Source organism: Streptomyces sp. NPDC085931 (genome assembly GCF_044540565.1).
Classification (GTDB): domain Bacteria; phylum Actinomycetota; class Actinomycetes; order Streptomycetales; family Streptomycetaceae; genus Streptomyces.
Map to the genome: position 1 here is coordinate 219413 of NZ_JBITSK010000002.1, position 13018 is coordinate 232430.

At 70.7% G+C, this 13018-nt stretch carries 13 protein-coding genes; 6 read left to right on the forward strand and 7 right to left on the reverse strand.

All coding sequences use genetic code 11. The annotated features are described in order from the left end of the window. Positions 1-174: 174 nt before the first annotated feature. The gene (locus ACIGAN_RS03985) at positions 175-579 is read right to left on the reverse strand and encodes a type II toxin-antitoxin system PemK/MazF family toxin (protein WP_365740550.1); all 405 of its coding nucleotides are present in this window, start codon (positions 577-579) and stop codon (positions 175-177) included. Between the two features lie 127 nt (positions 580-706). Then, on the reverse strand, positions 707-1708 hold the full coding sequence (locus ACIGAN_RS03990; RefSeq protein WP_399854703.1) for a LacI family DNA-binding transcriptional regulator: 1002 nt from the start codon (positions 1706-1708) through the stop codon (positions 707-709). Between the two features lie 406 nt (positions 1709-2114). Here ACIGAN_RS03990 and ACIGAN_RS03995 point away from each other — a divergent pair, with 406 nt between their 5' ends. Beyond that, positions 2115-3050 (forward strand): DUF1996 domain-containing protein, encoded by a 936-nt coding sequence (locus tag ACIGAN_RS03995; protein WP_399854705.1) that lies wholly within the window; start codon positions 2115-2117, stop codon positions 3048-3050. A 54-nt stretch (positions 3051-3104) separates the two neighbouring features. Continuing rightward, positions 3105-3725 carry a DUF305 domain-containing protein gene (locus tag ACIGAN_RS04000; RefSeq protein ID WP_399854706.1) on the forward strand — a complete coding sequence of 207 codons (621 nt, stop codon included), beginning with the start codon at positions 3105-3107 and terminating at the stop codon, positions 3723-3725. A 71-nt stretch (positions 3726-3796) separates the two neighbouring features. On the opposite strand, the gene ACIGAN_RS04005 is transcribed toward ACIGAN_RS04000, so the two are convergent. Then, positions 3797-4897, reverse strand: a complete 1101-nt coding sequence (locus tag ACIGAN_RS04005; protein WP_399854708.1) for a terpene synthase family protein — start codon at positions 4895-4897, stop codon at positions 3797-3799. 80 nt (positions 4898-4977) lie between these two features. Then, entirely contained in the window at positions 4978-6339 is a 1362-nt protein-coding gene (locus tag ACIGAN_RS04010) for a cytochrome P450 (RefSeq protein WP_399854709.1), read from the reverse strand. A 238-nt stretch (positions 6340-6577) separates the two neighbouring features. Between ACIGAN_RS04010 and ACIGAN_RS04015 the strand changes: the two genes are divergently transcribed. Then, complete coding sequence (locus tag ACIGAN_RS04015) at positions 6578-7387, forward strand: class I SAM-dependent methyltransferase (RefSeq protein ID WP_399854710.1); 810 nt, start codon at positions 6578-6580, stop codon at positions 7385-7387. A 91-nt stretch (positions 7388-7478) separates the two neighbouring features. Here ACIGAN_RS04015 and ACIGAN_RS04020 read toward each other — a convergent pair whose 3' ends face one another. The 3 genes from ACIGAN_RS04020 to ACIGAN_RS04030 all read right to left on the reverse strand — a co-directional run bounded on the left by ACIGAN_RS04020 (position 7479) and on the right by ACIGAN_RS04030 (position 10248). Then, positions 7479-8945 (reverse strand): oxygenase MpaB family protein, encoded by a 1467-nt coding sequence (locus ACIGAN_RS04020; RefSeq protein WP_399855320.1) that lies wholly within the window; start codon positions 8943-8945, stop codon positions 7479-7481. Between the two features lie 35 nt (positions 8946-8980). Then, on the reverse strand, positions 8981-9748 hold the full coding sequence (gene uppS / locus ACIGAN_RS04025) for a polyprenyl diphosphate synthase (RefSeq protein ID WP_399855322.1): 768 nt from the start codon (positions 9746-9748) through the stop codon (positions 8981-8983). Positions 9749-10059: 311 nt separating this feature from the next. Further along, positions 10060-10248: a hypothetical protein gene (locus tag ACIGAN_RS04030; protein ID WP_399854712.1), complete on the reverse strand. Its 189-nt coding sequence runs from the start codon at positions 10246-10248 to the stop codon at positions 10060-10062. A gap of 184 nt (positions 10249-10432) precedes the next feature. Here ACIGAN_RS04030 and ACIGAN_RS04035 point away from each other — a divergent pair, with 184 nt between their 5' ends. The 3 genes from ACIGAN_RS04035 to ACIGAN_RS04045 all read left to right on the forward strand — a co-directional run bounded on the left by ACIGAN_RS04035 (position 10433) and on the right by ACIGAN_RS04045 (position 13006). Beyond that, the gene (locus ACIGAN_RS04035; protein WP_365098445.1) at positions 10433-10711 is read left to right on the forward strand and encodes a polyprenyl synthetase; all 279 of its coding nucleotides are present in this window, start codon (positions 10433-10435) and stop codon (positions 10709-10711) included. Then, complete coding sequence (locus tag ACIGAN_RS04040) at positions 10677-11756, forward strand: polyprenyl synthetase family protein (protein WP_399854714.1); 1080 nt, start codon at positions 10677-10679, stop codon at positions 11754-11756. The genes ACIGAN_RS04035 and ACIGAN_RS04040 overlap by 35 nt, the downstream gene beginning before the upstream one ends. A gap of 89 nt (positions 11757-11845) precedes the next feature. Then, positions 11846-13006 carry an oxygenase MpaB family protein gene (locus ACIGAN_RS04045; RefSeq protein WP_399854716.1) on the forward strand — a complete coding sequence of 387 codons (1161 nt, stop codon included), beginning with the start codon at positions 11846-11848 and terminating at the stop codon, positions 13004-13006. The last annotated feature ends 12 nt before the right edge of the window (positions 13007-13018 follow it).

Here is a 13018-nt window from a genome sequence, read left to right on the forward strand (position 1 = left end):
GCCTGAGATCGGTGAGACGCTCCGCGTCGTAGGCGGGGACGGGACCGACGGCCCGCATCTCACCGCTACTGCCACTGCCCCTGGTCCGGCTGTACCCGACTGCCGACTGGCCGGCCGACGTCGATCGTCTTGGCGGGATCGGCCACGCCGTGGGGGCGTCCGTTCCTGCTCGGCCTACGCGAGACCGCCGAGGCGCAGGGCGTCCCTCATCTCGCTGAGCTTCGCGGTCGTCGCCGGGGTCCACTCCTTCTGCTGTTCCCCGAGTCGGAGGGCCTCCTCGATCTCGCCGAGCTTCGCTGAGGACAGGACGCCCGCCCGCTCGATCAGATCGTCCCGGGACACGGTGGTCAGCCACGTGCAAGGGGTGAAGCCAGGGCGCGGGAACGCGAACCGCAGCACGCCTTCCAAGGGCAGTCCTTCCGCGGCTCCTACTACCACTTCGACGCCCAGACCGCCGATGTCGACGCCCGCCGGAGCGACGACCTGCATCACCCGGATCCCGGACGCGTCGTCTCCCGACAGCAGGACGACCAGCCGCCGCTCGTCGAACTCGACCCACCAGACTTCGCCTCGTTGCACATGTCCTCCTGACACGGGACGGCAGGCGGACGCTGCGCGACCCCGACGCGCTACGGAGACCGTGGGGCCACCGTTGATCATCGGTGTGTGGCGATGAGTCGAGGCGAGAGGGTGGAGCGCACATCCGTCAGACGCCGACGGTGGACTGTCGCACGACCATGGAGGTCGGCAGTACCGCGGACGTATCCGGCTGCTCCTCCCCCGTCAGCCGTGCGAGGAGCATCCGTGCCGCGGTCTCCCCCATCATGCGCATGGGCTGGTGGACCGTGGTGAGGGTCGGGTGGGTCAGCGCGGCCATCGGGATGTCGTCGAAGCCGACCACGGCTACGTCGTCGGGCACGTGCAGGCCAGCCGCGCGCAGGGCGGCCAGCGCACCGATGGCCGCGAGGTCGTTGTGGGCGAAGACCGCGTCGAACGTCTCTCCCTCTCGCAGCAGTCGGTCGACGGTGGCCCGCCCGTCGGCCTCGGTGAAGTCGCCCTCCACCACGCGTGCGGCGTCCAGCGGGTGGCCGGCCTCGGCGTAGACCTCGCCGAAGCCGTCGAGCCGGTCGCGTACGCACCCGAAGCGCAGCGGCCCGGTGAGGACGAGCGGCCTGTGCCGCTCCAGGGACAGCAGATGGCGCGCGGCCGCGGCGCCCCCGTCGCGGTTCGCGGCGGTGACGTGCGGGAATGTGGGGTGCCGACCGCGATCGTCGATCAGCACGACGGGGAGCCCCTTGCGGTGCAGGGCTGTCAGCATGGCCAAGGTGTCCTCGGGTTCCACGGCGAGCAGACCGTCGAAGGCACGGGCGGAGACCTGGCTGGCGAACCGTTCGACCGAGTCGGCGCCCCGGTTGCAGGTGAACAGCAGCAGCCCGAACCCCGCCTGCTCCACGGTGTCGACGACTCCCTGAAGGACCTCCCCCATCCACGGCCACGTCAGTGAGGGCACAAGCATCCCGACGGTGCGGCTGCTGCCCCGGGCAAGGCCCACCGCCCCCGAGCTGGGTACGTACCCCAGTCGTTCGATGACCTCCCGGACATGAGCCCGCGTGGCCTGGTCCACGTCGCCCCGTGTGTTGAGCACGCGTGACACGGTCGTCTTGCTCACGCCCGCGATCCGCGCCACGTCCGCGATGGTGACCCGCATGTTCCTCCCTCCCCCGCTGATGGCGTCCGGACGACACCCACTCGGCCGCCGACGGTTCACCGTTCGACGGCGGTACGCCGCTCGACGGCGACTGTGGACAGCAGCCGGCGGCTGCCCCCAGCACCCGGACACCCTATGCCCAGAGCACGAGATGCCTGGAGCGCGAGCCCCGGCACCGCGGCCTCTGCCGAGCCTCGCGCCCGCCGCCGGGTCGCGGCCCCCGGAGCAGCAGGCGAACTCCCGCCGTGACGTCATCCGTTGAAGGCCGACGCCCGTCCGAATGTACCGATCCTTACGAGAAGTATTGACGCCGCCATGACAGTGCCGTTCACTCTCGCCAAGCTCGGAACCGGTTCCGGAACCGGTTCCGAAGGACAGCCCCCACCACTTCCCTAGGAGGAGTGCTGTGCTGCACGCTTCCCCCCGCCCGCCCTCGGGCCGAACGCGCAGACGACGCGCCTGGTCGACTGCTCTCGCGGCCCTCGGGCTGTTACTCGCCACCCTGTACAGCGGCGCCAACTCACCCCGCACGCAACGGGATTCCGCCCAACTCGACGCCGCGCCACAAGCCGCTCAGGTGGTGCGCGTGGCGGAGTTCCTCGCCGAGTGCCCCTACAGTCACCGGCTCCCCGACGACCCGATCGTCTTCCCCGGCCTGCCCGGGGCCTCCCACATGCACAGCTTCTTCGGCAGCCGGGTGACCAACGCGCACACCGACGTCACCGACCTGCTCGGCTCGTCCTCCACATGCGCTCCCGCGGTGGACACCTCGTCGTACTGGGTGCCCACGCTGTACCGCAACGACCAGCCCGTGGAACCCACGGGGACCACCTTCTACTACCTGGGCGAGGGCGTGCGCGACGACGTCATCCAGCGCATCCGCCCGTTCCCCCAGGGCTTGCGCATCGTGGCCGGCAACGCCAAGTCCAGCGGCGTGAACGACCCCACGTCGATCGCCCGTTGGTCCTGCCTGCACCACGGCGAGGTCAATCCCTCCAAGGACTTCGTGACCTGCCCGGCCGGATCGATGCTGGAGTCCTACCTGGACTTCCCCCAGTGCTGGGACGGCAGGAACCTGGACTCCGCCGACCACAAGAGCCACATGTCCTACCCGGTCAACGGCGCCTGCCCCTCCAGCCATCCGGTGCCGGTGCCGAAACTCCGCCAGGTCCTGCGCTACCCGGTGTCGGGGAGCACCCAAGGGCTACGGCTGGCTTCCGGGCCCGGTTACACGATGCACGGTGACTTCTTCAACGCCTGGCCGGAGAACGAACTGGCCCGCCGGGTCACCAACTGCATCAACGCCATCGTCAAGTGCGGAGCGGACGGCAATCCGTCCTGACGTTCCACCTGCCCCACCACCACCCCGACACGGCGAGCGAGCCGAGGAGCGGCGATGACGGACTTTCGCGGCGGAACGAGGAAGACCTTCATCGCCGTTGTGCTGTGTGCGCTTGCCGTGTCGGGGTGTACCGCCGCTGAGCAACCGTCCGGCCCGGTGGCGGCGTCCAGGGTCGTCAGCGAGCCGCCTTCTCCCTCCGGGCCGCTCGGAGGGGACGGCACTGCCTCAACCGGTGGTCTGAATGCCACGGACGTCGGCTGGATCCAGCTGACGATCGCGATGGACGACCAGGCCCGGCACATCCTCGAACTGGCCGCGGAGCGCAGCGGCAACGGACACCTCAAGACATGGGCGGCGGGAACGGCGGAGCGACACCGGGAACGGCTGGCCACCCTGCGCGCCCTGCTGGCCGAAGAAGGCCTGCCGGACGACAACCCGCATGAAGGCCACGACATGCCCGGCATGGTCAACGCCCGTGAACTGCACGCGCTGGAGACGGCCCGCGGGCCACGCTTCGACCGTCTGCTGCGGTCCGCGATGCTGGAACACCTCGACCAGTCCCGCAAGCTGGCGGCAGCCGTGCGAAAGGCCGATGCCGACAGCGACGTGAAAAGGGTGGCCCTCGCCACCGACACCGCCGCCGCCGAGGCCCGGCGGACACTCCCGTCCCCTTGACCACCCCGGCATCCGACGCCGCTTCTCACTCACGAGCATGCTCGGTGAAGCGTCTGAGCTCGTGAGAGTCGTCACCAGTCCAACGGATCCCACCACCAGGCGATGGAGGGGATCGGGGGCGGTGAGGTATCGGCCGGCGGGGAGCAGGTGCGGGTGGCGGTGGTCGTGACGGCGTCGGGGTGGAGACCGTCGGGGTTGCGGTAGCGGTCGGCGGTCAGACCCCAGTCGAGGTTGCCGGGGAGGAGGTGGGCGAGGTGAGCGAGATGGTCACGCAGCGGCGTGCTCGCGCCGGGCAGGATCTGGTGGTGCAAGCTCATGAAACGGTGAGTGAGCCGATTGCACAGCTCCACTGCCCGTTCCATGGCCTCCGCTCGGCCGCAGTCGTGTTCCCGGCTGAGCACGTCCACCAGACTGAGCCCCGATGGAGTGCTGCCCCCGGCATGCTCGAGCCACAGTTCCTTGCCGTAGGAGAAGAGGTCGTCGTCGAACGCCGCGGTGGTGAAGGCCAGTTCGGTCAGGGCTCGCACCGGGGGCGAGGACAACTCCCGCTCGGGGATTTCCCTGCCCTCGATGATCTCCGCCCAGCACAGCGTGGCGGCACCTGCCGCCGTGTGCTGCCGCATGTGGGCGTAGTCGTTGAGAGTCGGGGTGCTCCGCGCGGCGCGATGGCCCAGTTCCCACAGCACGGCCAGAAACCAGGCTCGATGGGCCTCGGCACAGCGGCGCAACTGAGTGGGGGTGGCCCACCGGTGCGCTCGGCGCGCCAGGTCCCCTACCGGTGCCAGCACGGGGTCGTCCTCAGGGCCGTCCACGTACGCCTGCGGCACCTCCAGGATCCGCACGATCTTGGTGGCGAGGTGCGCGAACCGGGCCGCGCGGCCACCGGTCGGGCCTTCGTCGCAGTGCACATCGTCGAAGTGGAACATCAACGTGCACCAGTCGACCGCGAGTTGCAGACGATCGGACGGTGCCCGGGGCATGATGCGCCCGTAGAAGCCGGGGCAGTCGTTACCCCGTAGACGCACGCGTTGCTGCGCGGTCAGTGGGAGGCCGAAGCTGTCGATCCACTCCGCGGTGCGCCGTGCCATGACGCCCTCTTCGGGATGGCGGAGGGTGGGCAGCGGACAGTAGCGGGAGGGGATGTCCACCGACACGGTCTCGTAGTCCGGCACGGGTGTCCTCCTGTCGCGCCAGGCGCATCGGCGGCACTGCATCGGTTGCCCGGTCGGGGATCCCCGCGGTGCCGGGCGGATCACGTGGCGCGGCCCCGTCGGGTGGTGACCTCCATCAGGAGGCGGCGGGGACGCAAGGCCGTGGACAGTGCCACCGGGCGGACGTCGCTGCCGGGCGCGAGACGTAACCGGCACCGGGCGATGATCGTGGACAGCAGCAGGGTGCTCTCGGTCAGGCCGTACGCTTCCCCGGCGCACTTGCGCGCGCCGCCACCGAAGGCCGCGAAAGCTCCCCGCGGCAAGCCACGGGCACGTTCCGGCAGCCACCGGTCGGGATCGAAGACCTCCGGGCGCCGGTACACGGAGGGGTTGCGGTGCACCGCCGGGGCGCAGAAGGCCACGGTGGTGCCGGCGGGCAGGTGGTGTCCTGCCAGCTCGGTATCGCCGGTGGTCACTCGTGTGAACAGCCAGCCCGGGGGATACAGGCGCAATGCCTCGGTGATCACGCGGGCCGTGCAGGGCAGACCGGGGAGGTCATCGGCACCGGCAACGCGGCCGGCGAGCACGGTGTCCACCTCGTCTTCCAGTTGGTCACGGACGTCCGGATGGTCGTGCAGCAGGTGGAGGGCCCACGAGACGGCCGCGGCCACGCTGTCGGCCCCGGCGACGACGAGGGTCAGCACCTGGTCGTGGATCTCGTCGTCGTTCAGCCCGTCCTGTGCTCCGTCTTCGCCGTCCCGCGCGGCGATCAGGGCTGATACCAGGTCGCCGCGGTCGGTGCCGCCGCGTCGGAGCTCGGTGACGAGGTCGGCGATGCCTCGGCGCAGTTCACCCACGGCACGGTCGAAGCGGCGATTGACCGGCAGCGGCAGGTGCTGCAGGGAGGGTGGGACGAACATCCGGAAGGTGAGCTGATGGAGCACCGTCTCCACCGGATCGCGGAAGCGGTCCACCACTGCGTCTGCGTCCCGGGCGGCGAACAGCGTGCGCAACACCGTACGCAGAGCTGCGCCGAACAGTTCCTGATAGGCGTCGACGATCCGGCCCGCGCGCCAGTTGCCCGTCAGCGCGGCGGCTTCCTGCTCCATCACCGCCGCGTACCCGGCCAGTCGCGCGGGGTGGAAGGACGGCTGGATCAACCGACGCTGGCGGCGGTGTTCGGCGAACCCGCAACTCCCCACGCCGTTGCCGATCGTGGCACGCACCCGATCGAAGAACGGGCCGCCCTTGTCGAAGACCCGGTCATCGGTCAGCACCCGCCACAACAACTCCGGCCTGCAGGGCACGAGCGCCCGCACCCCACCCAGCCGCACCTCGACCAACTCACCCTGGTCGGACAGCTGTCGTGCGAACTGCAGCGGACGCCGCATCAACGGCCACGCGTGGCCGATCACCGGAAGCGCCCCCGGCGCCACCGGGGCGTTGCGGGTCGGGACAACCATGAGCCCTCCTGCCGAGCGTCCCGCGGTCGCCCGCTCGCCAACCGCACGCCCTCGACCGCCACCGTAAGTGCCCCTGCCGAACCAGGCATAGACGCCATAACGCCAATAAGAAGACGCACCCGCTTGCGCACACGGCTCCGGCGCTGAGCGCTTGCGGCCTCGGCCGCCGTTGTCTCCTGCCGAGGGGAAGGGCCCCATGGCGTACAGCCTTTCGAGCCGAGCCGCTAGGGTACGGCGTATGAGCCGGACTCCCTTCGACCCCGTCGCGCACAATCGCCTCGCGTGGGACCGTCAGGTGGAGAAGGGCAACGAGTGGTCACGGCCCGTCGGTCCCGAGGTGATCGCGAAGGCACGGGCCGGCCAGTGGTCCATCGTCCTGATCGGGTACGAGCCGGTCGACCCGTCCTGGTTCCCGCCGCAGATCGCCGGTCTCGACGTGCTCTGTCTCGCCTCCGGCGGCGGCCAGCAGGGTCCGGTGCTGGCCGCGGCGGGCGCCCGCGTGACCGTGTTCGACAACTCGCCCCGGCAGTTGGAGCAGGACGAGACGGTCGCGGCGCGGGAAGGGCTCGACCTGCGCACGGTGCTCGGCGACGCGCGCGATCTGAGCGCGTTCCCGGACGCCTCGTTCGACCTGATCGTCCACCCGGTCTCCAACCTGTTCATCCCGGAACTGGCGCCGGTCTGGCGCGAGTGCCACCGCGTGCTGCGCCCCGGCGGGACGCTGCTGTCCGGCTTCCTCAATCCCGACCTCTACCTCTTCGACGCCGAGTCCCTGGAGACGCGCGGCGAGCTGGTGGTGCGCCACCGCCTGCCCTACAGCGACCTCACCCACCTGGAGCCCGCCGAGCGGGAACGGCTGTGGGGCCCCGACGCGCCGGTGGAGTACAGCCACAGCCTCAGCGAACAGCTCGGCGGGCAGATCGCGGCGGGCTTCGCCATCACCGGCTTCACCGAGGCACCGCACCACTCGGAGGCCACCGCCGGCTGGCTCCCCGGCTACTTCGCCACCAAGGCGGTCAAGACGGTCAAGGCCGGCACCGGTCACTGACGCCCCACCGGACGGGCCAGGCCGGCAGTGACGCCGACAGACGGCCGGGGCAGGTGGGCGACACTTCTGCCGCGCGTCGGGGCTGCGGTGCTCACGCCTGGGCGAGCAGGGGGTCGTACGGGGTGGTGCGGAGGCGTCCGGACATGAAGGACAGGAACTCGTTGATGAACGCGCTGCGGGTGTAGGTGCCACCGCTGTGGGTGGTGTCGCGGTGGAAGGCGGTCTGGAACAGGGCCCGGTGTTCGGCGGCGTCGATGTGCTGGTTGCCGTCCCTGTCGGTGACGTCGAACAGGACCTCGGCGACCCTGATCAGGGCGGGGCCGGCCAGAGCGGGGACCGCGGCGGCGTACTCGTCGATGCTGACGCGACCGTCGCCGTCGGCATCCAGGGCTGCCTGTAGTTCGCGCCACCAGGCGGCGTAGGCGTCGTAGAGCCGGGTCTCCTCGGGCTCGTCCAGGTCGAGACGGCCGGCGATCTCGCGCGCCATGGCCGCCAGGTCGGGCCAGTCCAGGTAGCCGTCGCCGGTCTGGTCCAGGACTTCGGCGAAGAACTCCTGCGCGCTGCGCCGGGCCTCGGCGCCCCCCGCAGGGTCCGGTTGCGGCTGGGTGGGCAGAGGTGCCAGGAGCCTGAGGAGGGCGCCGGCGCGCTTCATCTGATCACCGAGGGCGGTGATGGTGCGGGCGCGAGGGTCGTCGCTGTGCGGGGAGGTGGCGAGCAGGTTGACGATCCCGGCGGACTGGATCCAGCCGTCGGGCAGGAACCGGGCCAGCCCGGCGGCGAGGTAGGCGCCCTGCATCACGCTCTGGGCGCCGGCGACTTCGGGGAGCCCGGCCTTTCGGCGGAAGGGTTCCGGCAGCGAGGCCACGGTGATCGCTCCGATGACCGGTCCGGCCAGGGCCCGGCCGGTGGCCCACAGTGTGGGGAACCCACTGAACACCGGCGGGGCGGGCAGGTGGTCGAAGAGCTTGAACAGGATGATCCGCATGGCCTCGGTGTTCTCCAGCTCGCGCTCGACCACCTGGTCGAAGTAGGGCCAGAAGTCGGCGAGAGCCTCCGGCAGGTGTCCGGCCTCGTCGCCCATGGCGGCCAGGAACGCCCGGAATTCGGTATACAGCTGTTCCATGGCCTGCTGCTCGAAGGGCTGGCCGCTGAGCCGGCACATGGTGACGGCGCTCTCGAACAGGGTGGCCACCACCCACGCGCGCACCGCGGGGTCCAACGCGTCGTAGGGCCGGTCGCCGGCGCCGGTTCCTTGCAGCCGGGCGTGCAGGCGGTTGAGCCGTGCCGCCTCCCGCAGCCGCACCTGTTCGTCGGCGCCGAACATGCGCTGCATGCTGAGGAAGGTGTTCTTCAGCCGCCGCCAAGGGTGTGCGACGAAGGTGGAGTTGTCGATCAGGGCGGCGCCGATCTGCGGGTGCGCGGCCTCCAGGACGGTCGCCCGGACCATGGCCAGCGCCCAGCGCGGATCGTTGAAGAAGGCGTGGAACTGTGAGCCGGGGCCGAACAGGGGCGCGTACGAGGTGCCGTCGTCGCCGCTGTCGTCGGGTGCGGAGCCCATGCCGCCGACGGCGGGGTCGTGGCTGTTGGCGGTGGTCACGGTGAGGTGGCTCCGTTCTTGTTCGTGGGCACGGCGCCGAAGCGGCGCTCGCGTTGCCGGTAGGCGTGCAGGCACTGGAGGAAGTCGGGTGCGCGGAAGTCGGGCCACAGCACCGGCGGAAAGAGCCATTCGGCGTAGGCGACCTGCCAGAGCATGAAGTTGGAGATGCGCTGCTCGCCGGAGGTGCGGATGACCAGGTCCACGTCCGGGGTGTCGGGCATGGGCAGATGGGCCGCGAACACCTCCTCGGTCACGTCCTCGGCCGGCACGCCGCTGCGCATCAGCGAGCGGGCGGCCTCCACGATGTCGCGGCGCCCGCCGTGGTCGAACGCGACGGTGAGCGTCATGCCCCGGTTCCGCGCGGTCAGCGTCCTCAAGTCAGCGATGTCGCGGCCCAGTTCGGGCGGGATACGGGGATCGGTCATCCCGAGGAAACGGCAGCGGATGCCGCGTGCGTGCAGCAGCGGCGCGTGCTTGCGCACCACTTGCCGCACCAGGTGCATCAGGAAGGCGATCTCGGTGTCGGGGCGTCGCCAGTTCTCGGTGGAGAACGCGAACAGGCTCAGCCAGCCCACCCCGGCCGCACGCGCCGCCTCGATGACGTCGATCACCGTCGTCTCGGCCGCGCGGTGCCCGAGAGTCCGCGGCAGCGACCGCTGCTGCGCCCATCTGCCGTTGCCGTCCATCACGCACGCCACATGCCGCGGCACCTGCCGCGGCTCCCCGACTGCCGCGCCCGGCCCGCCGGATGCGGGATGAGGCACCCTGCCGGTCGCGGACTCCTGCACTGTCACGCCCACTTCCTCCACGCCCCCGAGCAGACCCGGTGCTGCGGGCCTCCCCCGGCGCCGCGCCGTCTGCGATCTTCAGCAGCAGAGTGACAGCGCCCGCCCTCCGCGGGTTCGCGCATCGTCCCCGATTCACCCTTGATACAGGCGTACGAGCCGATCGGACCGTTGAGGGAAGCCGGCGTCCGAGCCTCTTCACCTCGTCTTCCACGAGGAACTCCCCCGCCGTGCCGATCAAGCCCGGCGGATGCCCACCGAGGCGACAGCGGACGCCCTGTCGCAGTGGGTCAGTTGGTGAGGAGGGCGCCCAGCAAGGCTCCGGGTGTTTCGATCTGCGGCAGGTGGCCGCTGTGCGGGAGAAGGGTGAACCGGGCCGCCGGGATGGCCGCAGCGAAGGCCTTGCCGTACTCGGCGTCGACGATGCCGTCGCCGTCGCCGCGGTGCTGCACGACCTGCTGCTGAGGGCAGCGGAGCACCGAAGTCCAACTGGTGAGATGCTGCACCGCATCCGCGCGGAGTCAGGCCCGACGTCGGCCGTACATCCATACGGTGTGATCGCTCGTTGGTGAGTTCTCCCCCCTCTCCCCCCTGGGTCACCGGACGCTGGAAGACGCGGCGCGGGACCGGCGCCGTCACATTCCTGGGTGGAGGGGGATTGGCATGACTCGGGGAGCGGAACGCCCTGGACATCCGGAACAGCACGCGGTGCTGCTGGTGGCGGGTCTGGCCGGTCTGGCGGTGAGCACCGTGGGGTCGGTGCTCGGCACGGTGCGAGGGCTGTTGCGCCGCTCGGACACGGCCGCGCTGGCGGCCGAGGCCGAGCAGGATCTGATCGCTCGCGGTCGTCTGGTGCTCGACCAGTACGCGACCGCGCCACCGGCCCACCTGGAGGTGCTGGCCCGGCATGTCATGGCCCGACAGGCCGGTGACAGTGTCTGAGCGCTGGGATCCGCTTGCGTTCAAGGCCCGCGTGGACGAGGTGCTGTGCGACTTCGTCGCCCACGAGGCCGACCGGTTCGCGGCGGTCGATCCGGCTCTGGACCCCGTCGCCCGGCAGTTGGAGCAGGCGGTCGCGGACGGCAAGCGGCTGCGGGCGGCGTTCTGCTACTGGGGCTGGCGTGCGGCCGGGCAGCCCGACAGTGACGCGCTGGTGCGGGCGGCTGCTTCCATGGAACTGGTGCATACCGCCGCCGTCGTGCACGACGACCTCATCGACGACAGTGCGCTGCGCCACGGCCGCCCCACCGCGCACGTCGCCCTGCGCAGCGCACTGCGGCGGCGCCCGCGCGCGGCGAACGCCGCCCGTTCCCTGGCGATGCTGGTGGGCGATCTGCTGATGTCGCTGGCCGGTCAGCTGTTCGTCTCCAGCGGCCTGCCCGCCGCCTACCTCGGCCGGGCCCGCCCGCTGTGGGCGGCACTGGCCCGAGAGCTGATCGCCGGTGAGTGCCTGGAGATCCTGCACACCGGAGCTGTGCCGGACACCGCCGCGTCGCTGAAGGTCATCCGGTACAAGACCGCCAAGTACACCGTCGAACAGCCCTTGTTGATCGGCGGCACGCTGGCCGGCGCCGGTGAGCGGCTGCTGGAAGGGTATTCCGCGTACGGGGTGCGGCTGGGCGAGGCGTTCCAGCTCCGGGACGACCTCCTGGGCCTGTTCGGGGACCCGCAGCGCACCGGCAAGGCGAACCTCGACGATGTGCGCGGACATCGGCCCACCGCCCTGCTGGCGGAGACATGGCGTATCGCCGGAGACGAGGAGCGTGAGCGGTTGCGTGCCCTTCTGGGCCGACGCGATCTGGACGGAGACGGCCTGGAGGCGGTACGCGCGCTGATGCGACGGCTGAAGGCACCGGACCGCATCGAGGAGATGATCACCGCGCGGGTCGAGGAGGCCACACGCTGCCTCCACGACCTCGACCTGCCCGGGCATGCCACCGCGGCCCTGACCGCCCTCGCTCGGTCCGCGGCTGTCCGCCACCACTGACGTCCTCGCACCACGGCCGGATCACCGCCGCGCCCCGCTGCCGCACATCCCCGACGACCTACGGCCGCCCCGCACGACCAAGGAGCCCCATGAGCTATCGCGAGGCATCGATGGACGCCCTGCGCCAGGCAGGCGACGAGCTCGCCGACGCCACCGTCGCCACCCTGTTCGAGCGCGGCGAGGTCGGCACGTTCAACACCCTCATGCGCTACGTGTCCACCGCGGGCGCTCCTCTCCCCGACGGACTGCCCGACGTCGCCCTTGAGTACCTCCGCGCCACCAGCGCCCCGCCGGCCTGGGTGGATTGGGCGGAGATGGAAAAGGCCCGCCTGTTCTTCATCGACAACAACGTGCACATCTCCACCGCGTTGTCGTTCGCCTCCATGCCGGCCTGCTACGTGGTCCCGCACGTGGCCCGGCTGCTGTCGGCCACCCACGGGCTGAAGTACCCCGCCAAGCGCATGGCGGAGACCGGCCAGTTCACCGTCTACCTCATGCAGCCCGACGCCTTCGAAGCCGGCAGCCGCTTCATCCCGGCCGCCCAGAAGGTCCGCCTGCTGCACGCCTCCATCCGCCACCACCTCAAGCGCGCGGACCGCTGGGACACCACGACGCAGGGCGTGCCGATCTGCCAGGAGGACATGATCGGCGGGCAGATGTTCTTCTCCCTGCTCGTCCTGGACTCCCTGCACCGCCTCGGCATCCACATGTCCACCGAGGGCGCCGAGGCCTACTTCTACGCCTGGCGAGTCGTCGGTGCGATGCTCGGCGTCGACCAGGACACCGTCCCCAAGACCCTCGACGAGGCACGCGAGTTCCTGGACCGGTACATGATCCGGCACATGGGGCCGTCCGCGGAGGGCGCGCATCTGACCCGGCAGCTGATCGACCTGTACGAGGACGTCGTCCCGGGCACGTTCTTCGACCCGATCGTCTCCGCACTGATCCGCCACCTGATCGGCGACACCTGTGCCGACTGGCTCCAAGTCCCGCGCACGCCCTGGGACACGGTGGTCAAGGCAGTCCCCCACCTGCTCGGCATCCTGGAGACCATCGAGGACCGTTCGCCGCTGGGCGCCTGGACGCTGGACCGCCTCGGCCACCTCACCACCGTCCTGGAACTGTCCTCTCTCACCCGCGGACGCGTCATGCACTACGCCATTCCCGAACAGCTCAAGCACGACTACGGCGTCACCGTGAACGTGCCCCGCGCCCGCCGCTGGAGCCCGCCCGCGCCCCGCGTCACGTGACATCGTCCCCGC